Source organism: Arthrobacter sp. FW305-BF8 (assembly GCF_021789315.1).
GTDB lineage: Bacteria > Actinomycetota > Actinomycetes > Actinomycetales > Micrococcaceae > Arthrobacter.
This window is the reverse complement of the sequence record NZ_CP084561.1, coordinates 4,734,450-4,757,506: the sequence shown is the minus strand read 5'-3', so window position 1 is coordinate 4,757,506 and position 23,057 is coordinate 4,734,450. Positions and strand designations below refer to the sequence as shown.

Annotated in this window: 21 protein-coding genes; 7 read left to right on the top strand and 14 right to left on the bottom strand. The window is 67.2% G+C overall.

Translation table 11 applies throughout. The annotated features are described in order from the left end of the window. The first annotated feature begins 96 nt into the window (after window positions 1–96). The 3 genes from LFT45_RS21560 to LFT45_RS21550 all read left to right on the top strand — a co-directional run bounded on the left by LFT45_RS21560 (window position 97) and on the right by LFT45_RS21550 (window position 2,010). Complete coding sequence (locus LFT45_RS21560) at window positions 97–600, top strand: DUF456 domain-containing protein (protein ID WP_190603043.1); 504 nt, start codon at window positions 97–99, stop codon at window positions 598–600. A gap of 26 nt (window positions 601–626) precedes the next feature. Further along, window positions 627–1,589, top strand: coding sequence for a hypothetical protein (locus tag LFT45_RS21555; RefSeq protein ID WP_236805767.1), 963 nt, complete (start codon window positions 627–629; stop codon window positions 1,587–1,589). A 61-nt stretch (window positions 1,590–1,650) separates the two neighbouring features. Further along, a complete protein-coding gene (locus LFT45_RS21550) occupies window positions 1,651–2,010 on the top strand; it encodes a YybH family protein (protein ID WP_236805766.1) in 360 nt (119 codons plus the stop codon). A 36-nt stretch (window positions 2,011–2,046) separates the two neighbouring features. On the opposite strand, the gene LFT45_RS21545 is transcribed toward LFT45_RS21550, so the two are convergent. Further along, window positions 2,047–2,694, bottom strand: a complete 648-nt coding sequence (locus tag LFT45_RS21545; protein WP_236805763.1) for a LysE family translocator — start codon at window positions 2,692–2,694, stop codon at window positions 2,047–2,049. Window positions 2,695–2,799: 105 nt separating this feature from the next. Here LFT45_RS21545 and LFT45_RS21540 point away from each other — a divergent pair, with 105 nt between their 5' ends. Continuing rightward, window positions 2,800–3,255 carry an Lrp/AsnC family transcriptional regulator gene (locus LFT45_RS21540; protein WP_236805762.1) on the top strand — a complete coding sequence of 152 codons (456 nt, stop codon included), beginning with the start codon at window positions 2,800–2,802 and terminating at the stop codon, window positions 3,253–3,255. Between the two features lie 109 nt (window positions 3,256–3,364). On the opposite strand, the gene LFT45_RS21535 is transcribed toward LFT45_RS21540, so the two are convergent. Then, the gene (locus LFT45_RS21535) at window positions 3,365–6,088 is read right to left on the bottom strand and encodes an FG-GAP-like repeat-containing protein (RefSeq protein WP_236805761.1); all 2,724 of its coding nucleotides are present in this window, start codon (window positions 6,086–6,088) and stop codon (window positions 3,365–3,367) included. A 185-nt stretch (window positions 6,089–6,273) separates the two neighbouring features. Continuing rightward, entirely contained in the window at window positions 6,274–6,732 is a 459-nt protein-coding gene (locus tag LFT45_RS21530) for an Lrp/AsnC family transcriptional regulator (protein ID WP_190243046.1), read from the bottom strand. Window positions 6,733–7,102: 370 nt separating this feature from the next. On the opposite strand from LFT45_RS21530, the gene gluQRS reads away from it, so the two are divergent. Continuing rightward, entirely contained in the window at window positions 7,103–7,984 is an 882-nt protein-coding gene (gene gluQRS, locus LFT45_RS21525; protein WP_236805760.1) for a tRNA glutamyl-Q(34) synthetase GluQRS, read from the top strand. Between the two features lie 9 nt (window positions 7,985–7,993). Here gluQRS and LFT45_RS21520 read toward each other — a convergent pair whose 3' ends face one another. The 10 genes from LFT45_RS21520 to LFT45_RS21475 all read right to left on the bottom strand — a co-directional run bounded on the left by LFT45_RS21520 (window position 7,994) and on the right by LFT45_RS21475 (window position 20,260). Further along, the gene (locus LFT45_RS21520; protein WP_236805758.1) at window positions 7,994–9,244 is read right to left on the bottom strand and encodes a low temperature requirement protein A; all 1,251 of its coding nucleotides are present in this window, start codon (window positions 9,242–9,244) and stop codon (window positions 7,994–7,996) included. A 3-nt stretch (window positions 9,245–9,247) separates the two neighbouring features. After that, the gene (locus LFT45_RS21515) at window positions 9,248–9,865 is read right to left on the bottom strand and encodes a transmembrane-type terpene cyclase (RefSeq protein WP_236805755.1); all 618 of its coding nucleotides are present in this window, start codon (window positions 9,863–9,865) and stop codon (window positions 9,248–9,250) included. Window positions 9,866–9,974: 109 nt separating this feature from the next. Beyond that, window positions 9,975–11,291: an ATP-binding protein gene (locus LFT45_RS21510; protein ID WP_236805754.1), complete on the bottom strand. Its 1,317-nt coding sequence runs from the start codon at window positions 11,289–11,291 to the stop codon at window positions 9,975–9,977. Between the two features lie 109 nt (window positions 11,292–11,400). Beyond that, complete coding sequence (locus tag LFT45_RS21505) at window positions 11,401–11,937, bottom strand: universal stress protein (protein ID WP_236805752.1); 537 nt, start codon at window positions 11,935–11,937, stop codon at window positions 11,401–11,403. A gap of 64 nt (window positions 11,938–12,001) precedes the next feature. Then, a complete protein-coding gene (locus LFT45_RS21500) occupies window positions 12,002–13,372 on the bottom strand; it encodes an MBL fold metallo-hydrolase (RefSeq protein WP_236805751.1) in 1,371 nt (456 codons plus the stop codon). A 227-nt stretch (window positions 13,373–13,599) separates the two neighbouring features. Then, window positions 13,600–14,976 carry an FAD-binding oxidoreductase gene (locus LFT45_RS21495; RefSeq protein ID WP_236805749.1) on the bottom strand — a complete coding sequence of 459 codons (1,377 nt, stop codon included), beginning with the start codon at window positions 14,974–14,976 and terminating at the stop codon, window positions 13,600–13,602. A gap of 413 nt (window positions 14,977–15,389) precedes the next feature. Further along, entirely contained in the window at window positions 15,390–16,907 is a 1,518-nt protein-coding gene (locus tag LFT45_RS21490) for an amino acid permease (RefSeq protein WP_236805748.1), read from the bottom strand. A 40-nt stretch (window positions 16,908–16,947) separates the two neighbouring features. Further along, on the bottom strand, window positions 16,948–18,381 hold the full coding sequence (locus LFT45_RS21485) for an aspartate ammonia-lyase (protein WP_236805747.1): 1,434 nt from the start codon (window positions 18,379–18,381) through the stop codon (window positions 16,948–16,950). Window positions 18,382–18,390: 9 nt separating this feature from the next. Continuing rightward, a complete protein-coding gene (locus tag LFT45_RS21480; RefSeq protein ID WP_236805746.1) occupies window positions 18,391–19,452 on the bottom strand; it encodes an asparaginase in 1,062 nt (353 codons plus the stop codon). 91 nt (window positions 19,453–19,543) lie between these two features. Further along, window positions 19,544–20,260 (bottom strand): FadR/GntR family transcriptional regulator, encoded by a 717-nt coding sequence (locus tag LFT45_RS21475; protein WP_236805744.1) that lies wholly within the window; start codon window positions 20,258–20,260, stop codon window positions 19,544–19,546. A 206-nt stretch (window positions 20,261–20,466) separates the two neighbouring features. Here LFT45_RS21475 and LFT45_RS21470 point away from each other — a divergent pair, with 206 nt between their 5' ends. Then, complete coding sequence (locus LFT45_RS21470; RefSeq protein ID WP_236805742.1) at window positions 20,467–20,805, top strand: type II toxin-antitoxin system Y4mF family antitoxin; 339 nt, start codon at window positions 20,467–20,469, stop codon at window positions 20,803–20,805. After that, window positions 20,802–22,097, top strand: coding sequence for a type II toxin-antitoxin system HipA family toxin (locus tag LFT45_RS21465; RefSeq protein WP_236805740.1), 1,296 nt, complete (start codon window positions 20,802–20,804; stop codon window positions 22,095–22,097). Before LFT45_RS21470 ends, LFT45_RS21465 begins: the two co-directional genes overlap by 4 nt. Here LFT45_RS21465 and LFT45_RS21460 read toward each other — a convergent pair. Further along, window positions 22,066–23,037 carry a hypothetical protein gene (locus tag LFT45_RS21460; RefSeq protein ID WP_236805733.1) on the bottom strand — a complete coding sequence of 324 codons (972 nt, stop codon included), beginning with the start codon at window positions 23,035–23,037 and terminating at the stop codon, window positions 22,066–22,068. The two genes, LFT45_RS21465 and LFT45_RS21460, sit on opposite strands and share 32 nt — an antisense overlap. Window positions 23,038–23,057 lie beyond the last annotated feature (20 nt).

Genomic DNA, 23,057 nt, shown 5'->3' with positions numbered 1-23,057 from the left:
GCTGGGGAGGCGCCGCCGTCGTCGTTCCCGGCCAAGTCCGGCAAAGTCCGCGCTCCGCGGACCAAGCGCCCGGCTGCTCCGCCCTAGACTGGGGGCATGAACGCCCAAACCCTCGTGACCGTCCTGTGCGGCCTGGCCATCCTGGTTGGCGTCGCCGGCACCGTCATCCCCGTCCTCCCCGGCAGTTTCCTGATCGGCCTGAGCCTGTTGGCGTGGGCAATCTGGGGCGGCGAGGGCGTGACCGGCTGGGTGGTTTTCGCCGTGGGCATGGTCTTTGTGCTGGCAGGCATGGCGGCCAGCGCCGTCCTCGCCGGCCGCAAGCTGAAGGAACACCGGATTCCCAACCGGAGCGTCGCCGTCGGGGTTGTGCTGGGCATTGCCGGCATGTTCGTCATTCCCGTGGTGGGCCTGTTCGTGGGCTTTGCCGCCGGGCTGCTGCTCAGCGAAGTCCTGCGCACGCGCAACTTCCGGGCTGCCCTGACCTCCAGCTGGGCCGCCCTGAAAGCCACGGGCCTGGGAATGCTCGCTGAGTTCGGCCTGGCCTGCCTCGCGGCCAGCACCTGGGTGGTGGGCGTCTGGGTGGGCGCCGCTTCGGCTTAGTTCCGTCCCGCTATTAGCATGGTGGAATGACCTCGGGGGAGTTTCCAGGACCGATCTACCGCGACACTCGCGACCTGACACCCTTCGGCGGCGGCAAGGTCCGCACGCCGGTGCGCGAAATAGCCGAGGGCATGGGTGGGCTGATCCACGGCGTCCTCGGGGGAGGGGACTCCCGGATCAGCGTGGACGGCAGTGTTCCGCGGCTCAAGCTGCTGCCCGGAAAAGCTGCCAGGACCGTATACGACGCCATCTTCTCGAACGCCGACCCGAACCGGCTCATTGCGGCTGGCCGCGCCTATCCCGGCTGGGCAGGACTCTGCTGCGTGATGGCTGGCCTGCTCGCCTACAAGCAGGGCGGTTACCTGCGGGCCGCGGAGCTCCTGCAGCGCGGGCTGTCCATCAGGAACGACGACGAGGCGAACCAGTTCGCCGCCAGTTACCTCACGCACGTGGTCACCCGGGTGGAAGTCGCCGAACGCGTCGTGGTGCCGGTGCTGTTCAGTGAGGAGTCGGTTTTCCTTGCGCTCTCCCATTCGCTCCGGGAAGCGGGACAGACCGAGGCGGCCCTTGAAACGCTGGTCAGGCTGCCGCCGTCCTTGCCCACCGCGCTGGCGAGGTGCGCCCTCGCCGCCGCCTTGGGCCGGGACCAGGAGGTGGTGGTCTGGACTGAGGGCCTGATGAATGCGGATGATCTGTCCGCGGCGCTGCTTCTGATCCGGGCCCGTTCGCTCCGCCGGCTAGGCGCCCACAGTCAGGCCCAGCAGGCACTCAAGGAAGTCCTGCGGCGGCAGAAGACCAGCCTGTCCCTGCGCAACGACGCCCTGACCGACCGCGCCCTGATACTGCTGGACAACGGCCGGAAATCCCTCAACCCTCGGGACTGGCAGCGAAGCAAGCAGGCGGAGCTCGAAACCTTCGAGGTCATACGCAAGGACATCGAAGCGCGCCGGGCGTGGGAACAGAAGTGGAAGCAGTTCGGCGGGGACTGAGGCTGGCTCCTGTGGGCGGCAGGCTCTTGTGGGCAGTGCAGGGCCGCGATACAACGGACCCATGACTGACGCAATCAGGCAGTGGATGGACAAGTACGTAGCGGCGTGGACCACGAACGACCCCGAAGACATCGCCGCCCTCTTCACCGAGGATGCCGTCTATGCCACGCGGCCCTACGACCCTGACCCGTGGCGCGGGCGCGAACAGATCGTGGAGCGCTGGATCGGGTCGGCGGACCAGCCTGAGGACTGGACGTTCGAATGGTCGCTGCTGGGGTCCGACGGCGACCTCGCGTTCGTCCAAGGCCGCACCACGTACCTTGATGACCGCCCGAACTACGAGAACCTCTGGGTGATCCGGCTCGATCCCGAGGGGCGGGCCTCGGGCTTCACCGAGTGGTTCATGGAGCAAAAGGTCTGAGCCTGCCGCCGGGCCGGCTTCCGGGCGGACCGGCTCCTACGCCAACCGGCCCAGGGCTGGCAGCAGCTGCTCCGAGAGCAGCGCGGCGCCCAGGAGCACCATGATGATGCCGCTGGTCAGCGTCACGCGGCGGGCCGCATTAGGCCGGGACTGCAGGAGTTTCCGCGACAGCAGGGCCACGCAGGTGTACACGAGGGCCGCGAGCAGCACGAACGTCAGGCCCAGCAGTCCGGACTGTACCGGCACGGGCAGCGGCGCGTCGGCGCTGACGAACTGCGGCACGAGGGCCAGGAAGAACAGCAGGCCCTTGGGGTTGATGCCGCTGGTCCCCATGCCCTGGAGGAAGGACCGGAGCTGGTTCTGCCCCGGATTCCCGACGGCGGACGCGGCCGTGAAGCTCGCACCCCGCCATGACCTGATAGTGACGGTCCCCAGCCACAGCAGGTATACGGCACCGGCCACCGTGATCCAGCCCAGCAGGCCCGGCATGCTTGCCAGGACTGCGGCAAGCCCGGCGACCATGAGAACGGTGTGCAGCACGTAACCGCTGCACAACCCCGCCACGGCGGGCACGAAACTGCGGCGGCCCAGGCCCGCGGTGATGGAGTAGGCCCAGTCCACCCCGGGGGTGCAGGCGAGAGCGGCCGCGACCACAATAAAGGCGAGGAATAGCTGGGGATTCATGGGCGGGCTCCTGCGTGTTGGGCTGTAAGAAAAGCCTAGGCAAAACGCAGCCAGAAGTGCTCTCCGATTTCGCCCGGATCGCGGCCTTGCGAGTAAGATTCTTGCGTGATTGACCATATCGACAGAAGTATTTTGCGCCACCTCAAAGAGGACGGCAGAATAACTGCCACGGCGCTGGCCGCCAAGGTGGGACTCACCGTTGCCCCCTGCCACCGCAGGCTCCGCGACCTCGAGCAGTCCGGCGTGATCCGCGGCTATAAAGCGGACATTGACCCGGCCGCCGTCGGGCTTGGATTTGAGGCGATTGTGTTCGTGACGCTCCGGCAGGTGGACCGCCCCACCATGGAGATCTTCGAGAGCCGGGTCGCGGAGAACCCGAACATCGTGGAGGCGCAGCGGCTGTTCGGTTCCCCGGACTACCTGCTCAAGGTGATCGCGGCGGACCTGCCCTCCTACCAGCGCTTCTACGACAGTGAGCTGACGGCACTTCCGGGCGTCGAACGGCTGACCTCGACGCTGGTGATGAAGAACCTGAAGTCCAACGCAGGCCCGCCGGTGTGACTTTCCTTCCAACGCCGGGCATTCCAAAAGCGCGAACGAGCACTTGGGGCCCCCGATCCGTGTGGATCAGGGGCCCAAGTGTCCGCTCGCGCTTAACTGTCTCCCGTGCTCAGCGGGGGTTCAGCACGACGTTCTGGAACGTGCCCCAGCTCGACAGGCTATACAGCCACAGGGTTCCGTCTGCTGACGGAGCCAGCAGGCTGGTGGAGTTGGTGCCCGTGAACCGGCCGGCCGCTACGAGCGGCTTGTATGCGGCCCAGCCGCCGGACAGCTGCCGGCGCGGCAGGGCGCCGCCGGTTCCGTTGCCCGGGTAGAGCCACAGGTCCCCGGCTGCGGTGCGGGCCAGGATGTCCTGCTTGCCGTCCGCGGTGATGTCGCCCGCAGGGATGAGCTGGCTGAACACGTTCCAGTTGGAACCCAGCGCCCGCCGCGCGAGCAGGCCGCCCCTGCCGTTGCCCGGGTACACCCACAGCCTGCTGTCAGGTGTCTGGGCCATGAGGTCGCTCTTGCCGTCCCCGGTGAAGTCTCCCGGGGACAGGATCCGCGTGAAGCCCTGCCAACCGGCACCGATGAGCTTGCGGGCCAGGAGAGTGCCCTTCCCGTCAGAGGGATAGATCCACAGCCTTCCGTCCGCAGCCCGGGCCACGATGTCCGGACCCCCGCTGCCGTCGATGTTTCCGGCGGAAAAGATCTGGCTATAGGTCTGCCAGCCGGAATTGAGCAAGCGGGCGGCCGTGAACCCGCCCGAGCCGTTGCCCGGGTGCAGGAACAGCTGGCCCTGCGGACTGAGCGCCAGGACGTCGGTGCGTCCGTCGCCCGTCATGTCGCCGGCACCCCACACTTGGCTGTACTTGTTCCATCCGGTCGCGAGTGATACCCGCGGCGCCAGGCGGCTCCCACCGGTACCCGGGTAGAGCGCGAGGGTGCCGGCGGACGTGCCCACGAGAACGTCGGTTTGTCCGTCCCCGCTGAAGTCATGCCCGCCGATGATCGTCTCGAACGCGCCCCAGCCTGCTCCCAGCCGAACCGGCTCGCGGAACGCTCCGGCGCCGTTTCCGGCGTAGAAGGAGAGCGAGCCGTCGCTGCTGCGGGCCAGTAGTCCGCCAACGCGCCCGCCGAATCCGCTTGCCGGGGAAACTGCGGTGAAGCCGTTCCACCCGGTTCCGGCCTGGGTGGGGGCCAGGAAGCCGCTCCTGCCGTCGCCGGGGTAGAGCCACAGCGTGCCGTCGGGCTTGATGCCGGCTAGGTCGCGCTTGCCATCACCCGTCAGGTCACCCGGGGTGACGATGCGCTGGAAGATCTGCCAACCCCCGCCGATGCGGATCCTGGGCAGGAAGCCGGCCTGGCCGTTTCCTGGGTAGAGCCAGAGCTCTCCTTCGGAAGTACGTCCAAGGAGGTCGGCCTGTCCGTCTCCGGTGAAGTCGGCATCCCCCACGACCGTGTTGAAGATGTTCCAGCCGCCTGCGATGCGCTTCGGCGCGCCGAGCTTGTTTCCGGGCTGGCCGGCGTTCAGCATGAGGGAGCCGTCGGTCTCCCGCGACAGCATGTCCGGGCGTCCGTCTCCGTCGAAGTCGCCTGCCGAAAACTGGATTCGGGCTTTGCGTCCGGGGTCGGCGTCGATGGTAACGGTGGCCGAGGTGGCGGTGACGGAATTGATGGTGACCCGGGTTCCCGCGTTCGTGGTGAACGTGCTGCCGGCCTGCCACGTGTGATTGGTGGCGTAGTAGCCGCTGAATGGAACGGTGGACGGCATCAGTGCCAGCGAGGACGAGGGGGTGGCGCCGCCGCGCTGGACCACCTTGACGCCCCGGTTGCCCGCATACCCGCTGGCCAGGTACGTGTCGTAGCCGACCGGCTGGCGGAGCTCCAGGTAGTAGACCTCCCGGCTGGCCGGATCTGCGAACTTCACCGCGCGGTAGGCCAGCTTGGTGTCACCCCACGGCTTCAGCGTGTAGCTCTTCACGCCGGAAGCGACACCGAGGTCGCGGACGTCAGTGCCATTGCCCAGGCCCCTGGCTTCCCAAAACGGCGAACTGATCACCGGCATGTTGTAGCTGGACAGCCCCATCAGGTCGGTGCTGTCGCCGTATTCCCGGATATAGCAGGAGGAATCGGTGAACTGCCCGGTGCTGGTGACGCCCACGTCCGAAACGCCGCTGCCGCACTGCAGGGCGTCGGCGTGCATGGAACCCAGGACGTGCCCGAATTCGTGAGCGATCACGCTGTTGGTGAAGCCGCTGATTTTCGGCATCAGCACGCGCCCGCTGTTGCCGTTGCTGCTGTAACCGGCGCCGAGGGCGCCGCCGGCGAGCGTGTCGCTTGGCACAAAGATCACCAGGGCCTTGTTGGCGCTGTAGGTCCACTTCAGCTCGCTCGTGATCTTGTTGATCATGTCGTAGTAGGAGTCCGTCGACCTCGCCGTCTTGGAGGCCAAGGTCGCCCGTTCGGTGACGGTCATGGAGATACGGCCGCCGGACATCGCCTTCCAGTAGTTGCTGGAGGCCGTCACGGCCGCCTCGGCCTGGGCCATCGGAACGAGGGCCTTGTTATCGACCAGGGTGGCCACGACAAGTTTGACCGTGATTGGAACGGGAGCAGTCACCCCCGCCTCGGTCTGCAGTGCCAGTCCGGCAGGCGGCTCATCCATCGGCACACCGGGCGCGGATTCGTACCCGTGGTGCTCCTGTTCCGTCGGGGACTCCACCGGCAGTGTAGTGCCGCCCGCGGCAGGATCTGTGGCAGCCACCGAAGCGGCGGCGGGAAGCGAGACGAGGCCCGCGGCGAGAACCAGCAAGCCGGTGACCGACGCGATTGAACGTGAAAAAGAGCGCATTGAGTTCCTTATTGAGACCGACCCCCCGGCGGAGACCCTGAGTGAACAATGCACCCGCTGCGTGCCCAGCGCCGCGGCGGATGCTGAATCAGGTTATAGCTGCCACCGCAGGACAGCCGCCGGAAAATCCGCAGTTTTCCCCAATGATTTGCGCAGTATCGGAGCGCCTATCCAAGGGAGTTTTGTCAGTGTTCTAGGAGGCCCGTAGTCCGGTAGGGAATCACCTCGCGCAGGAACATGCTGGTGGACGTCCGCACGATTCCCGGGCACAGCCGGATCTCCTCGGAAACCCGGTAAAGGTCATCAGGGCTGGTGGCCACCACCCGGATCAGCAGGTCCGTGTCGCCGGCAGGGGCGTGGCACTCCAGTACTTCCGGGATTTCGCGCAGCGCAGCGATGGCCTCGTTGAGGTGGCTCTGGTCCAGTTCGGCGCTGACCGCGGCGGCAACGCCGCGGCCCAGCGCTGCGGGCAGTACACGGCTGCTGTTGGGCCGGAGAGCGCCCGACGCCGTCATCCGCTCCAGGCGCGACTGTACTGTTCCGCGGGCCAAGCCCAGCCGCTGGGACAGGACCATGATTGGCAGCCGCGGATCCTCGTCCAGGGCCGAAAGGATTCTCCGGTCGGTGGCGTCGAGCTCCTGCAATCTGATCACTTCCTGTCCTGTTCCGGGCCGCGCAACTGGTCAGATTGACCAGTAGGCTCGGTGCCCGTTGCGCCTACTGTAAGTGTTCTGCTCAGATAGTGGCAACGCAGGCGACGGTTACCCCCGCAGCCTGCAGGCTACAGGCTCCCGGCATACCACCCGGCTCCCTGGACCACGCTTCCCGCAAGGAGGCAGCCGCTGATTGACACTTGTTCACGCATTCGTCTTTCCGCAGGAAGTGCCTCGAATTCCGGAACGCAGTTCCGTTCAGGACAGGCACGGCAAGAGCCCCTGAGTTACCGATCCCCGGCCAACCCCCGGAGCACGGTAGCTGAGGGGCTCTTGTGGTGTTCGGCATAGGGTGGATGGCATGACTTGCGCTGGCCGCTTCGCACCGAGCCCGTCCGGTGAGCTGCATGTGGGAAACCTCCGGACGGCGATCCTTGCCTGGCTTTTTGCCCGTTCCACCGGACGGCGGTTTCTGCTGCGCGTTGAGGACCTCGACCGCGCGCGGGCGGGGGCTGAGGCCGTGCAGCTGCGGGACCTGGCGGCCGTCGGAATGACGTGGGACGGCGCGGTGGTGCGCCAGACGGACCGCGAACCGCTGTACACGGCCGCCATCGGACGGCTGGCCGCCGCCGGGCTGACGTATGAGTGCTTCTGTACCCGCCGTGAGATCCAGGAGGCACCGTCCGCGCCGCACGCACCTCAGGGAGCCTATCCCGGCACATGCCGACAGTTGTCAGCGGCGGAGCTCGAGTTCAAGCGGTCTACCCGTCCGGCCGCGATCCGGTTGCGTTCCTCTGTGGCCGAGTGGACGGTGGAGGACGTGCTGCACGGGACGTTCACGGGCGTCGTGGACGACTTTGTCCTGCGCCGGAACGACGGTGTTACCGCGTACAACCTGGCCGTCGTCGTGGATGATGCCGAGCAGGGCATAGACCAGGTGGTCCGCGGCGATGACCTTCTGCCGTCCACACCCCGGCAGGCATATCTCGCATCTCTCCTAGATATGCCCGCTCCGGAATATGCCCACGTGCCGCTGGTGGTGAACGCCGACGGCGCCCGTCTGGCAAAGCGGGACGGCGCGGTTACCTTGGGCGACCTGGCCGCCGTCGGAATCCCCGCAGAAGCTGTGCAGCGCATCATCTTGGAATCGCTGGGGCTCCCCGGCGCTTCCTTGGAGAACGCCCTCAAAGAGTTTTCGCCCGCCAGCCTGCCGCGTGACCCTTGGGTCTGGCCCGGGGCGTAGCGGAGCCCGTCAGGCGGTCTCGGACCGCTGCTCCAGCTTCGCCAGCGCCGCGTGAAGCAGATCCGTGCTCCGGCGCTCATCGATGACGATCGACGCACCGAGCGCCGCAACAATGACAAGCAGGCAGACGGGAACCGAGACGCCCGCAGCCGCCAATGCCATGCTTCCCCCGAGCACTAGCACCACTCCGGTGGTGACGGCGATGAGCGTGCGGTCGACGCACGTCATGACGCTGAAGAGTGCCGTGAGCGAGACCTTGAACAGGGCCACGGGAACGGCGATGCTGGCGACGGCGACGGCGGCGCTGATGTGGGCGGCATGGTCGATGTAGTACGCGGCGACGTGCAGGGCAGCGCCCGTGGCGGCGATTGCGGCGAAGACAGGGATGTGGCCGTAGCCGAAGAAGTAGGAACGGTGCCGCTGCAGGTGCAGCGCCCGGCCGGCGGGCAGGATGAAGTAGATCCACCACATGCTGAAGGCCAGTGCCGTGCCGCCGAAACCCACCAGGGCTGCATCAACCGACCAGCCATGGTTGGCCACGATCGCCCGGAGTGTCTCTACGGCGCCGATCAGGCATTCGCCGAGGGCGATGATGGCCAGCAGGCCGTAGCGTTCGGCGATGTGGTGGGCATGCCAGGGCGTGGTGGCGTTCCGCTCGGCGGCGTACGGAGTGGCCAACTCCAGGACATAGAGCGGTGCAATCATCAGGAATGTGGTGGCGACGTCCGCCTGGATGAACAGCACAGCGATCCACCCAAGCTGGACCACCGCCAAGTATCCCGCGTAGCGCAGGCACGTCTGCCTGCGGGCCGGATCCTGCCGGGCAGCGCGCAGCCACTGGAAGACCAGGGCAAGCCTCATCATGACGTAGCCGCCCACGATGGCCGTGTTCTCCACGTGCCGCCCCTCCACCAGGGAGTGGAACATGGGCTCGATGCCCATCGCCAGGATCAGGACACCGAGCAACTGAACCATGGTGACCAACCGGAACACCCAGTCGTCGGTGTCGTAGGCACTGGCGAACCAGGTGAAATTGATCCACGCCCAGATCACGGCAAACATCGCGAAGGAAAAGCCGAGCAGCCCGGCGCCGAAGTGTCCCTCCGCGATCTCGTGGGCGAACTGGCTGCCGGTCACCCCGAAGGCGATCACGAAAGTCAGGTCGAAGAAGAGTTCCAGTGGGGTGGCTGTCCGGTGCGGCTGGTGTGGATCCCGGCCGCCCATGCGGGCCACGGCGTGCCGAAGCGGATTAGAGGGCATGAATCAAACAGTAGCGCGTCCGCGCGCCCGCCAGAGCAGGGCAATGTATGTCACGTCGAACACGCTGCACAGCGCTCCCAAGCCAAGGATCAGGGCCGAGTTTCCGTAACCGCCGTAGACAATGGTGGGTGCAAGCGTGCCAATCCACTTGGCCACGGCGATGATGGGCGACTGACCGCGGCCGCCGCCGCGCGCGACGAACATGGCGATGAAGAGCCCGGACATCAGCAGGTTCTGCAGGAAGGCGGCGTACTTGGTGGCGTCGTCCCAGCCGAACTCAGCCACGAACAGAAGCTGCACCGCGAATGACGTGACGCCCAGCAGTATGGCCCAGCCCAGGAAGAGCGGCCGCGTGATCCAGGGCGGCAGCTCGGCCCGCCCGAACCTCAGGAAGGTGTAGACGATGAGGACGTCCGCCAGGCCCCACACGATGTTGAAAATCCCCTGCGCCGATATGCCCGTAGCCAGGGACCGCGAGGCGTAGATGGCCTCCCAGGCAAAGTTGAGCGCCAAGGCCGCCGCCGGGATGGCGTAGGTGCGTTCCCGGACGCCCAGCCGGATCGCCTCGACATACACAACCGTCCAGGCCACTCCGCTGACGATCGTCAGAAACAGGATCACGTTGCTCCTCGACTCGGCAATGACTGCAACGCGGGGTCACTTAGCGCCCAATTCGGGCCCACATATGGGCGTTATCTGACCCCGCGTTGCTTTGGCTGCAGCGAAGAGGCTACACGCGGCCGAGGGCGTCGATGTCCTCCAGGAACTCCTGGTGCACCTCGTCGCTGACGGTGGTGCGGGTGTCTGCGATGGCATCGAGGTAGTCCTGGGTGGCCGGACCTTTTCGGACCGCCTCGCGGACGGACACGCTGCCCCCGGAAGCCAGCCCGCCGTCGTCGTACACTGCCTTTTCCAGCGCACGCTGGGAGGCGCTACGCGCGGCAAACTCGATGTCCGCGGGGGAGAAGCCCTTGGTCCGGTCCACGAGCTGCTCCACGTCCACGTTGTCCACGACGGCGGCGGGGATGAAGCGCTGCCACATGGCTTCGCGAGCCTGCCGGTCCGGGAGGCCGATGGGGATCACGTAGTCGAACCGGCCGTGCCGCAGGAAGGCGGAGTCGAGGGCGCGGATGAAGTTGGTGGCGCAGACCAGGATGCGGCCGGGCTGTTCGCGGAAGGCCGGGATGATCTTGAGCAGTTCGTTGGTGACGCCCTGCAGCGGAGACGGCGGGTCCCCGGCGCGCTGGGAGGCGATCTCCTCCACCTCGTCGATGAACACGACGGCGTGCTCGAGTTCCGCGATCTCCAGGAACGTCTCCCGCAGTGCGCCTGCCAGACCCTTGGGGTCGGACGCCAGCCGGGAGGGAAAGACTTCAACAAAGGGCCACTCCAGCCGGGAGGCGATCGCCTTGGCGAAGGTGGTCTTGCCGGTACCGGGGGGCCCGAACAGCACCACTGCCCGCGGCGGCACCACACCGAATTCGTCGGCGAGGTCCGCCTCCGCCAGCGGCAGGACCAGGCGGCGCTCCAGGAGTTCCTTTTCCCGGCGCATGCCGGCCACGTTCTCCCACAGGTCCCGCGCCAGGATGCGTCCGCCCAGCAGGCTCAGGGGTTCGAGTTCCTGCCGCTGCACGGGGATGGTGCGCTCGAAGTAGCGCAGGTTCTTCTTGAGCACGAAGCCGCGGCTCAGGAAGGCCTCCACCCGAGTCTCCGACTCGGGCATCAGGGCCGATAGCTTGTTCAGTCCGTGCGGCGCCATCCGGTTTTCGACGGCGGCAAGCAGGGAAGTGCCGATGCCCCGGCCGCGGAATTCCGGCAGAGTGGCCAGGAAAACGACCCAGCCCTGATCGTGGGCTGCACGGCCGACCGCGGCGCCTACCACCTGGTCGCCGAGGACGGCCACTACGGCATGGTCCTTCTCGCACGATGCCAGCACCTCGGAGAGCGCGTAGACCGGCTCGACGTTGGTGGCCTTCAGCGACTCCCAGAGGTGCAGGATGCCGTCCAGGTCCGCGGAGTGGAAGTCCCGGATCCGCCAGTTGGTCATGAGGTTGTCTCCCGTGGTTCGACGTTGAGCCAGATGTGAGCTGCTCAGCCGAGCATAGGCGATGGCGCGCCGGGAGGGGGTTGCAGGTGCGTTGCGTTACGCGGAGGGTTTAGCGCGTGGCCGTGTCCACGGGTGCGTCCCTGCCCGGGTCCTTGTGTGTATCCCTGTGTGCGTCCCTGGACGCGGCGCCCCTGCGGAAATGGTGAGTGCGCTCGTGGTCATCCTTGGTGTGCACCACCAGGACCGGGCATTCGGCGTGCGCCACGCAGGCGGTGCTCACCGAGCCGAGGTGCAGGCCCATGAACCCGCCGTGGCCCCTGCGCCCCACCACCAGCATCGCCGCTCCGGCCGCCGCCTCCACCAGCGTGGCCGGGGCCGGACCCCGCACCAGCTCACTGGTCAGGGTCTCCGGAACGTCCGGTCCGAATGCCTTTTCGATGCCCTGGGCCAGGATCTTGGCAGCCGAGGTCTCGAACGCCTCGAAATCCGGAGGGATGTATCCGGCATACATCTCCGGGAAATGCCAGCAGGCTACGGCATGGACGCGCGCACCCAGGCCCGGTGCCAGCCGCGCCGCCAGACGGAGGGCTTCCACCGAGGAATCGGAGCCATCCACGCCGACAACCACTTTGCGTTCAGCATCCATTGTTGTTCTCCTTTCAACCTAGACTTTGCATTTTCGACCGGGTCACCGGCCACGGACAGACGGGTCACCCCCGCTGCAGCGGCTTCATCTGCAGGGCGACCCCGGCGGCCGCGGCGTCCCGGAACCGGGCATCGATCTGGACCACGTCCCGCCCTGCCCGCTGCAGCAGGCTGGCCGCGACGCCGGCGCGGTAGCCGGTGGCGCAGTGCACCCAGAGGCACCCGGCGGGCAGTTCCGCCAGACGGGCCAGCAGTTCGTGCAGTGGCACGTTAATGGCGCCTGCCACGTGCGAGGCGGCAAACTCGTCGCTGCGGCGTACGTCCAGCACGGGGTCGCCGTCGGGCTTTTCATGAACGACGGCGGGCCAGCCGGCGCGGGGATAAGAGGCGACGGGAGCTCCCGGGGCCAGTTCGCCGGGTTCTGTTCCCACCGCGGCATCGGGGCGCTCGATGCCGATGCGGGAAAGGTCGCGGATGGCATCTTGCAGATCCTCACTGCTGCCGACGAGCGTCAGCTTTTCGCCCCAGGGGAGAACCCAGCCGAGGTAGGAACTGAAGCTTCGTCCCGAGCCGTATTCGAAGCTGACGGTGCCCCGCAGGTGGTTGCCGGCGAACAGCACGCGGTGGCGCAGGTCGACCACCCATTCGCCGTTCGCCAGCCGCTCCGTCAGCTCAGCGGCGCCGAGTGACTCCGGCAGGCTCAGGTCCGCGGGCTCGGGGCCGGTCATGTTGATGGGGGCCATGTGGGCGTAATAGGAAGGGTACGCGGAGAGATTGGCCATGAGCTCGGCCGCGAAGTGCTCGGGATCCGGATCCGTCAGTGCATGGTTCCCTTCGCACTGCTCGGCAATGGTCGACGTCTCCGCGCGGGTGGCCGGTCCGACCGAGCAGAACGAGCCAAACCCGTGGGTGGGATAGAGGGCAGCATCGGGTCCGGCCTCGTCCGCGAGCCGGTGGACCGACGCGTGCTGGTCCCGTGCCAGGCCGGCGGTGTCTCGGGGACCGAGAAGATCGGTGCGGCCAACGGAGCCGAAGAGCAGGCTGCCGCCGGAAAATACGGCCCTGCCCGGACCGTCCGTGACGATGTAGGACAGGTGCGTGTGGGTGTGCCCGGGCGTGGCCACGGCTCGGAGCGTGAGAGCGCCAATCTGCAGGGTTTGGCCGTCTTCAACCGGCTCGCGCTCATAGGCAACCTGGTCCGCGGCGTTCACCAGGTACTTGGCTCCGTGGGCGCGGGCGAGGATCAGGCCGCCGGTGAGGTAGTCGTTGTGGACGTGGGTCTCGGCCACGTGGGTGATCCGCACCCCGGCGCTCCTCGCGGCCTCCTCGATGCGGTCGGTGTCCCGCTGGGCATCGACCACCAGCGCGACGCGGCCGTCATGGACCAGGTAGCTGCGGTCCCCGAGCTGCGGGGTTTCGATGACAACGACGTCCATTCGTCCGGCCCTTCGACGCACCGTGGAGGCACCGCTCATCGCGGGCCTCACCCCGGATGCCTCCATGGTAGGCCGAATGGCGGCAGAAGGAACCTTCCCGGCGGAGGGCGAAGGGCATTTCTGCACCACTTTCTGCGGCTGTCCCCACGCACGCCCACCGACTGGTGCGGCGGAGATGCGGACGGCCCCCTTGAAGAGGTGCAGAAATGCTCGTGATGCAGGCGGTATCAGCCGGCCGGCTTGATGTTTTGGTTGACGTGGAACAGGTTGCCGGGATCGTACTTGGCCTTGACCTCGGCGAGGCGGGCGTAGTTCCCCGCGTAGGTGTCCTTGATGTGTGTCTGGTCGTCGGCGTCGAGGAAGTTCACGTAGCCCGCACCGGATCCGAGGGGGTGGAGCTCTGCGTAGTAATCGCGCACCCACTTCTTGTTGGCTTCGTTGTGGGCCGGATCCTCCCAGTGGCAGGCAATGTCGACGGCGAAGTTGACGTCGCGGTACGGAAATGCGGTCTCGTCCCGCCCGACCCGCTGGACGGCCCCGTCAATCGGGTAGAAGTGGTTGGCCGTCTGGACGCTGGGAATGCCTTCGCCGAACTTCTCAGCCACATGGACGACGTCATCGCTCAGAACGGGCAGGAACTCTGACTTCCAATATGCCTGCAGGCCTTTCGGGTAGAACGGGTCGAAGAGCGTGTTGAGAACTGTGTAGGGCAGGGGGCCAAGGAAGGAGCCGGCGACAGGCGCAACGTCAAGGAACGGCTGCCATTGACGCTCGCCCTCATTGTGGGGGCCCGCCCAGCCGCCCACCAGCACCACCACGGGCTTCCCGTGGTACTCCTCTGGCAGGAACGGGACCGGCGGGCCTTGGTGGAAGCCCAGGAAGACGCCCATTTCCTCCGGTGCCGTGGCGATGTAATCCCTGTAGAGCCGTGCCACAGCGTCGGCGTGCTCCAGAAGGTAAATGATCACTCCCCCGTAGAGAACATCCACGGGGTGCAGGTTGAACTCAAAGGAAGTCACGACGCCGAAGTTGCCGGTCCCGCCGCGAAGCGCCCAAAAGAGGTCGTCATTTTCAGTGGTGCTGGCGACCAAAAACTTCCCGTCCGCAGTCACCACGTCAGCGGACTTGAGGTTGTCGCACGACAGTCCGTACTTCCGGGCGAGGTAGCCGATGCCTCCGCCGAGCGTTAGTCCCGCAACGCCCGTTGATCCAATGATGCCTCCGGTGGTGGCGAGGCCGAATGCGCCCGTGGCGTGATTGAAGTCCGCCCATGTCGTTCCGGCTTCGGCTCGTGCCGTGCCATTGGCAGGGTCCACGCGCACCCCCCGGCAGCCTGTGAAGTCGATGACGAGGCCGCCGTCGCAGGTCCCGAACCCGGGCGCGCTGTGGCCGCCGCCGCGCAGCGCCAGGTCCAGGCCTGTGTCACGGGCGAAATTCACGCCGGCGATGACGTCCGCGACCTGCGACACGCGCAGGACGGCCGCGGGGCGTTTGTCGATCATTCCGTTGAAGACGGCCCGTGCATCGTCGTAGTCCGCCTGGTCGCTCGTGATGACTTGGCCCCGTACTTTCTCCTGGAGGGCCTGGAAGGAACTGTTGTCCACGGTTTACTCCCGATTCATCCGGGGGCACACACCCCGGTATCTGGGGGCGGCCGCATGGCCGCGCCGGGTGATTGTCTTTGCAGCCGGTGCGGGCCCAACCTCTTGCTCTTGGAGGCGCAGTAGTCCGGGCAGGACGTCCACAGCGGCGGAGACCGGATGCACCTTGGCAGGGCGGCAGCGTCGCGCGGTTTGCCTTGGCGTGATTCAGACACGAGGTTCGTCCCCGTCTCGACGGTTTAGGGCCTGTGGCCCAGCGCTTTCAGCACAGCTAGTCGTAAATTACTCCGGCACCCAACGGCCGTCAATGACCGAAACCGCTTAAGCGCGAACGGACACATGTGGCCCCTGGAGTGGGGCCACATGTGTCCGTTCGCGCTCAGTGGCGCTGTCTTGCCGGGAAAGAAGTTGCCGGGTTAGATCCGGTCCGCGCCGCCCGGGCCGGGGCGGTTGGCGATGACGGGGGACATGCCGGTGAAGCCTTCGCGGGCTTCGGCGATCTCGTGGATCCGTTTGCGGCAGGCGTACCAGCCGGCGACCATGAGGGCGATGGCGATGAGGGTGACCAGGAGCGTGAGGGGTGAGTCGATGAAGACCATGACCAGTACGCCGACGAGGAACAGCAGGGACAGGTAGCCGGTGTAGGGCGCGCCGAACATCCGGAACGAGGGGCGTTTGAGCCAGCCCTTGTCCGCCCAGCGCTTGAGCTGGATCTGGCACAGGACGATGGTGGCCCAGGTGACGATGATGCCTACGGAGGCGATGTTCAGGACGATCTCGAAGGCCTGCGACGGGACGAGGTAGTTCAGCGGGACGCCGAGCAGGGAGACGCCGGCGGTGATGGCGATGCCGCCGTAGGGGACACCGGCTTTGTTCATGCGCTGGGCGAACTTGGGGGCGGAGCCCGCTACGGACATGGAGCGCAGGATCCGGCCGGTGGAGTAGAGGCCGGCGTTGAGGGAGGACAGGGCTGCGGTGAGGACCACGAGGTTCATGATGACGTCCACGCCCTGGATGCCGATCGAGCCGAAGAACGTCACGAAGGGGCTGACGCCCTTCTGGTAGGAGGTGAAGGGCAGCAGCAGGGCCAGCAGGATGACCGAGCCGACGTAGAACACCGCAATGCGGAACACCACGGAGTTGATGGCCTTGGGCATGATCTTTTCGGGGTTTTCGGTTTCGCCGGCTGCGGTGCCGACGAGTTCGATGGAGGCGTAGGCGAACAGGACGCCCTGCATGAGGATGATCATGGGCAGCAGGCCGTTGGGGAAGATGCCGCCGTTGTCGGTGATGAGGCTGAAGCCGGTTTCCTGGCCGGGGACGGGGGTGCCGAAGATGACGAAGTAGGTGCCGATGAGGAGGAACGCCACGAGGGCGGCGACCTTGATGATGGCGAACCAGAATTCCATTTCGCCGAACACCTTGACGGAAACGAGGTTCAGACAGAGGACGACGACGAGGGCGGTCAGTGCCCAGACCCACTGGGGGACGTCGGCCATCCAGGGGATGTAGTTGCCGAAGAAGTTCATGTAGAGGGCGGCTGCGGTGATGTCCACAATGGTGGTGGTGGCCCAGTTGATCCAGTAGAACCAGCCCGAGACGAAGGCTGCCTTCTCGCCGAAGAATTCACGGGCGTAGGAGACGAACGAGCCCGAGGAGGGCCGGTGCAGCACCAGTTCACCGAGGGCACGCAGGATCAGGAAGGCGAAGAAGCCGCAGACGGCGTAGGCGATGACCAGGGATGGCCCGGCAGCGTTGAGCCGGCCGCCGGCGCCGAGGAACAGGCCGGTGCCGATCGCGCCGCCGATGGCGATCATCTGGATCTGCCGCGGTTTGAGGCTCTTGTGGTAGCCCTTGTCCTCCGCGTGGAGAAGGTTCTCGGTGGCATGGGCCTGGGCCGGAACCGTGTGGTCTGTGATGGGTTGGTTACTCATTGGGGAGTCCTTTGATTTCCTGTTGGGGGAAGGAATCTTGTTACTTGCTGAGGTTCGCCAGGCGTTCGGGGCTGAGGAGCTCCTGCAGCTGGGCTTCGGTGAGCAGGCCGTGTTCGAGGACCAGTTCGGCCACCCCCTTGCCGGTGGCCAGTGCTTCCTGGGCAATGGCCGTGGCGGTGGCGTAGCCGAGGTGGGGGTTGAGGGCGGTGACCAGGCCGATGGACTGTTCCACGGTGAGGCGCAGCCGTTCGGTGTTTGCGGTGATGCCGCGGACGCAGCGGGCCGTGAGCGTGCGGCAGGCTGCTTCGAGGTGCGAGATGCTCTTGTGCAGGCTGTGCACAATGATGGGTTCGAAGGCGTTGAGCTGGAGCTGCCCGGCTTCGGCGGCCATGGTGATGGTGACGTCGTTGCCGATGACCTCGTAGGCCACCTGGCTGACCACTTCCGGGATCACCGGGTTGATCTTGCCGGGCATGATGGAGGATCCGGACTGGACGGCAGGGAGGTTGATCTCGCCGAGGCCGGCGCGCGGTCCGGAGGAGAGCAGGCGGAGGTCGTTGCAGATCTTGGACAGTTTGACGGCCACGCGCTTGAGCACGCCGGAGAGGTGGACGAACGCGCCCACGTCCTGGGTGGCCTCGATGAGGTCGACGGCGGTGACCAGGGGCAGACCGGTGATCTCGGCCAGGTGCCGGCAGGCGGCCTCGGCGTAGCCGGCGGGGGCGTTCAGCCCGGTGCCGATCGCGGTGGCGCCGAGGTTGATCTCGTGGATGAGAAGGTCAGCCTCGGCCAGCCGCTGCCGGTCCTCGCCGATGGTCACGGCGTAGGTGCCGAATTCCTGGCCCAGGGTCATGGGCACGGCGTCCTGGAGCTGGGTGCGGCCCATTTTCACCACGGTGCGGAACTCCATGGCCTTTTCCGCGAACGATTCCTCCAGCTCCGCCAGCGCGGAGAGCAGCTCACGGGCAGCGAAGATCGTGCCGAGCTTCACCGCGGTGGGGTACACATCGTTCGTGGACTGGCTGAGGTTGACGTGGTCGTTGGGGTGCAGCCGCGCGTAGTCGCCCTTGGGATGGCCAAGGATTTCCAGGGCCCGGTTGGCGATGACCTCGTTGGCGTTCATGTTCGACGACGTTCCCGCGCCGCCCTGGATCACATCGACGACGAACTGCTCGCTGAGTTCGCCGTCCATTACGTCGGCACAGGCCTGTTCGATGGCCGCGGCGCGTTCGGGGTCCAGCAGCCCAAGTTCAAGGTTGGTGCGTGCCGCGGCCATTTTCACGGCGGCGAGGCCGCGGACCAGGTGCATGTTGCTGGAGAGCGGCTGCCCGGTGATAGGGAAGTTCTCCACAGCACGGAGTGTGTGGACACCCCAGTACGCGACCGCGGGGATGTCGCGGTCGCCGAGCAGGTCGTGCTCGGAGCGGACATCGGACAGGGGTTGGGCGTCCGGCAGGGTTTGGGTTTCGGTCATGTGCAGTCCTTAAAGAACGTCGTCGGTCGGGGACAGGGAGGAAAAGTCTGCGGCCTGCAGCAGGCCCACTTGGCGGCCGCCGCCGAGGACCGCGCCGGTGGCGATGCCCCCAAGAGCGGAGGTGTCGACGTCGAGCGCTTCCAGCGCGCGGACGGTGACTGGCATCCGGGCCCGGTCACCGCCGTCGGAAATCTTGACGGCGATGGCGCGTCCGTCCGGCAGCCCCACCAGCTGGACGCCTTCGAAGCCGTCCTTCGCCAGGGCGCCGGGCAGGAGGCGCATGAGCTCCGTGACGTCGCGGCCCTCGCCCGCCACCATGTCCGGGTGGCGGCGCATGGCATGTGCGACGGCGGCTTCCGGGCTTTCGGGGGCGGACGCACCGTCGGCAAGTTCGGCCGAGGCGAGGCGGCCGAAGGCGCGGACCATGCCGGCGAGGGTGAGGGCGAACAGCGGGGTGCCGCAGCCGTCGGTGCTGATGCCGGCGGGTTCCTCACCGGTCAGGTCGGTGACAGTTTCGGCCACAAGCTTCTGCAGCGGGTGGGAGGGGCCGAGGTAGCCCTGCACGGGCCAGCCGTTGATGACGCAGGTGGCGGCCATGGCAGCATGCTTGCCGGAGCAGTTCTGGGCCAGCTGCGTGGGCCGGCCGCCGTCGCGCAGCCACTGCTCGCGCTCGCGGACGCCGTAGGGAAGGTCGGTGCTGTTTTCGAGAGCTGCGGGCGTGAGCCCGTGGAGTTCCAGGATGCGGCTGGCGCCGTCGAGGTGGCGGGCTGCGCCGGAGTGGCTGGCGGCAGTGAGGGCCAGCAGGTCGGCAGGCAGGTCAAGTCCCGCCCGGACCATGGCCACGGACTGCAGGGGCTTGAGCGAGGACCGGGGGTAGAAGGCGGCCTCGGGTTCGCCCGCGGAGAGCAGGGTGCGGCCGTCGGCGGCGGTGGCGATCAGGGAGCCGTAGTGGACGCTTTCGACCAGCCCGTCGCGGGTTTGGAAGGCGAGAGGCTCATGACGCGGCAGGATCGCTGCTGGTGCGGGAGGCGCGGAAAGGGAGTGGCTTGCCGGCATGGCGGGGGAAGGCATGGTGTCCTCTGCTGTGGGTGTTGATGTGTTGATGTGTTGAGTCGGGTGTGGCTGGTGCCGGGGAAGGCTGGGGCCGTTACTGGCCGGGGTTTTATTGATTAAGGATGGAGTCGAGCGCCGCACCGACGGCGCGCAGGTGCTCAGCCATGGCGGCGCTGGCGTCTGCAGCGGACCCGGCTTCGATGGCGTCCAGGATGACGTGGTGCTCGACGTCGGAGGCGTGCTGGCGGTCGGCCACCATGTTGAGGGTTTCGGACTGGTGGGCGAGGGCGTCCCGGATATCAGCCACCACGCTTTCGAACACCTTGTTGCCACTGGCGCGGGCGATGGCTGCATGGAAGCTGGAATCGAGGGCCACCCAGGCTTCTGGATCGGTCTCCGCAGCCATGGACGCCATCATGCCGCGGAGGATTTCCAGGTCCTCGGTGGTGCGGCGCTCGGCGGCGAGGCCGGCGGCGGGGACTTCGATGTGTGGCCGGGCCTCCGTGAGGTCCCGTGCCGAGAACTGGCCCAGGACGAGGTCGTTGGCCACGTGGTCGGCGACGACGAACGTGCCGCGGCCGGTCTTGGTGACGGTCAGGCCGAGGGCAGTGCAGGAACGCAGGGCCTCGCGGATCACCGAGCGGCTGACGCCGTACTGCGAGGCCAAAGATGCTTCGGAACTGAGCTTGGCGCCGACGGCCAGCGCGCCGCTCCGGATGTCGCTGCGGATGGCGTTGAAGACAGCTTCGGCTGCGCTGAGGCGCGCCAACGGAAAGGTGGGCGCTCCGCTTTGTGGTCCGGCTGTCCGGCTGTCTGACAGGTTCACGGTTAAGAATATGGCACGGGTCACAGGCGGGTGTCAACCGGGTCCTTGAAGGGGGCCGGACATGAAAGTCGGGGTGCCCGGAGAGGGTGCGGTACCTGATCGGGACGATCGTTCCGATCCGGTCGTTGTGCCCCCGCGGCGGTCAGGCGTAGCGTAGGAGCAACCTACAAACCGGCACGATCGTTCCTAACCAAAAAGGAGGCGCGGTGGCTCACCGCTTTACCACGCAGCTCGCCGCGGCCGTCCGCGCCCGGCGCGCTGACCTCCGCCTGAGCCAGCAGGACCTCGCCGATATGGCAGGAGTCTCCGAACGCTTCGTCCGCTTCGTCGAGCAGGGCAAGCCGAGCCTCCGGCTGGACACCCTGCTGGCCTTGCTGGAAACGCTCGGGCTTGAGCTGGAGCTCGGCACCCGGACCAGCGCCGCCGCCCACGCGCTGGTGACCCAGCCGTCGGAGCTGCCGGTGACACAACCGCCCCCGCACGGACCGCCGTCGGCGGCCCCGCTGGAAGGCAGCGAGCCCAGCGCACGGGAGGACCGGCCGTGAGGCACCGCATCGCTGACATCTACAAGCAGGGCGTTCTGGCCGCCCGGCTGGAACGGCACGACGGCGGAACCAGGTTCAGCTATCTGCCCGCATACCTGCAAAGCGGCCGCCCCGCCGTCGCCAGTTCCCTTCCGCTGTCACCGGCACCTGTGCTCTCCGGAGCCGGGGCCGCGCCGCCGTACTTCACCGGGCTGCTCCCGGAGGGCCGGCGGCTGAACGCTCTGCGCCGATCCATCAAGACCAGCGCGGACGATGACCTCTCGCTGCTCATCGCCGCCGGCGGCAACCCGGTGGGTGACGTGCAGATCGTGGGCCACGGCGAGCCGCTGGACCCGGAGGAGCACGCCGTCGAGGTGGACCCGCGCAGGCCCGTAGACTTCGACGAACTGTTGGGCGACTCAGGACTGATCGACCCCGTGGCGCTCGCCGGTGTGCAGGACAAGCTCTCCGCCGGAATGATCTCTACGCCTGTGGCCAGCGCGGGACGCCGGTTTATCCTCAAGCTCAACGCCCCGGAATTCCCGCACGTGGTGCAGAACGAGTTCATCATGTTCCGTTACGCGGCGAAGCTGCGGATTCCGCTGAGCCGGGTGCAGCTCATGCGTGACGTCGCCGGCAGGCCGGGGCTGCTGGTGGAGCGGTTCGACCGGGTGCCCCTGGAAGCCGGTACGGCGGCGGGCGCGCCCGGCGGCCCGGACCCGGTGCAGCGACTCGCCGTCGAGGACGGCGCGCAGGTACTGAAGCTGTACCCGGCGGACAAGTACAACGTGGGGTTCGGAACGGTGTGCCATGCACTCGCCGATTACTGCTCGGCACCGCTGCCGGCGCTCCGGAACCTCGCCATCCAGGCCGCCTTCGCCCTGCTCAGCGGCAACGGCGACCTGCATGCGAAGAACGTGTCCATGGTTCAGCAGCCGCACGGGGAATGGTCCATTGCGCCCGTCTACGACATCCCCTCCACAGTGGTCTACGGCGACAAGACGCTCGCCCTGACGCTCGGCGGCAAGCGCAGCGGCATCTCGCGGAAGCACTTCCTCGCCTGGGCCACGGGACTGGGCCTGCCCGAGCGCACGGCGGTGCAGGCGGTGGATCTGGCGCTGAAGGCGGCCGGCCCGCTGCTGGCTGATCTGGAGGCCGGGACGGCCTTCGCTTCAACGGCGGTCACAGCAACGGCCACCGCAGCAACGGCCGCCGCTCGAACGGACGACGGCGGCGTCTCGCCTTTTCCGGACATGGTCACCAGGGCGTGGGTCAAGGAGCTCAAGCACCGGCGGAGGCTGCTGGAGGGGTAAAGCCGTCGTACCAGCTCAGCACGCGCAGGGCCCGAAGCGTGTTCCAGCGGCTGGGCCGCCCGTCGCCGTCCTCCATGGCGAAGTGGATGCGGCCGGGGTGCGTGTTCTCTAGCAGCCAGGTCCCGTCGGGCTGCCGTTTTGAGCGGAGCAGGCCGGCGGCCTCGGCAAGGCGGCTGTCCGGCGCTTCGCCCGTGCCCCGGGAGTACGAGTCCCGGAAATAGTCAAGGCCGCGGAGCGCGTCGTAGAACCAGCGGGTCGGGTAGGAAAACTGCAGCCAGTGCGGGTCCACCAGCTCCCCGGTGCTCTTGCGCCGGAGCAGCGCGCGTTCCAGCAGGTACTCCTCGCCCCGCTTCCGCGCAGCAACCGATTCCGCGGTTCCGCCGGTGGCCCGCTCGTGTTCCAGCAGCCCCTCCAGCACGTTGATGGTGGTGGCGAAAGACGAGCGCACCGACCCCCGCTCCGCCTCGCAGTTCCAGCCGCCGTCGTCGAGCTGTTCGCCGAGGAGCCGCCGGACGATCCCGTCGACGTTCTCACCGAAGTAGGCTCCGAGCGCCACGGCCTTGCCGTTGATGCAGGGCTCCACCTCGCCGTCGAAGAACGGCTGGCCGCCTTCCTCCCAGCGGCTGTTCTCCCGGACTTTCCGCACCGCCGCGCGGGCCTCTTCGCTGCCCGGATCGAGGCCGAGGTCGCGCAGGAGCAGCAGGCTGTAGGTGGTGGCGGTCCACGGCTGGCCAGCCTCGGAGCCGTCATACGGCACCGGGAAAAAGGTGCCGCCGTCCCACTGGCCGTCGTCGCCCTGCAGGGCGAGCAGGCGCGCGCCCCAGCCCTCCACGGCCACCCGGACACGTTCGGCGCGGACCTCGTCGGCAGGCGCCTCCGTCAGGTCGCGCAGGACCTGCCAGCGGATCGAGGGGTCGGAATCGAGCAGCCAGTCGAGCACGTGTCTGACCGAGCCGGACA

Excerpts from the sequence above, each read along its gene's own strand:
- LFT45_RS21560 (WP_190603043.1), top strand. The coding sequence starts at position 97 with ATGAACGCCCAAACCCTCGTGACCGTCCTGTGCGGCCTGGCCATCCTG.
- LFT45_RS21555 (WP_236805767.1), top strand. The coding sequence starts at position 627 with ATGACCTCGGGGGAGTTTCCAGGACCGATCTACCGCGACACTCGCGAC.
- LFT45_RS21550 (WP_236805766.1), top strand. The coding sequence starts at position 1,651 with ATGACTGACGCAATCAGGCAGTGGATGGACAAGTACGTAGCGGCGTGG.
- LFT45_RS21545 (WP_236805763.1), bottom strand. The coding sequence starts at position 2,694 with ATGAATCCCCAGCTATTCCTCGCCTTTATTGTGGTCGCGGCCGCTCTC.
- LFT45_RS21535 (WP_236805761.1), bottom strand. The coding sequence starts at position 6,088 with ATGCGCTCTTTTTCACGTTCAATCGCGTCGGTCACCGGCTTGCTGGTT.
- gluQRS (WP_236805760.1), top strand. The coding sequence starts at position 7,103 with ATGACTTGCGCTGGCCGCTTCGCACCGAGCCCGTCCGGTGAGCTGCAT.
- LFT45_RS21520 (WP_236805758.1), bottom strand. The coding sequence starts at position 9,244 with ATGCCCTCTAATCCGCTTCGGCACGCCGTGGCCCGCATGGGCGGCCGG.
- LFT45_RS21510 (WP_236805754.1), bottom strand. The coding sequence starts at position 11,291 with ATGACCAACTGGCGGATCCGGGACTTCCACTCCGCGGACCTGGACGGC.
- LFT45_RS21505 (WP_236805752.1), bottom strand. The coding sequence starts at position 11,937 with ATGGATGCTGAACGCAAAGTGGTTGTCGGCGTGGATGGCTCCGATTCC.
- LFT45_RS21500 (WP_236805751.1), bottom strand. The coding sequence starts at position 13,372 with ATGGACGTCGTTGTCATCGAAACCCCGCAGCTCGGGGACCGCAGCTAC.
- LFT45_RS21490 (WP_236805748.1), bottom strand. The coding sequence starts at position 16,907 with ATGAGTAACCAACCCATCACAGACCACACGGTTCCGGCCCAGGCCCAT.
- LFT45_RS21485 (WP_236805747.1), bottom strand. The coding sequence starts at position 18,381 with ATGACCGAAACCCAAACCCTGCCGGACGCCCAACCCCTGTCCGATGTC.
- LFT45_RS21480 (WP_236805746.1), bottom strand. The coding sequence starts at position 19,452 with ATGCCTTCCCCCGCCATGCCGGCAAGCCACTCCCTTTCCGCGCCTCCC.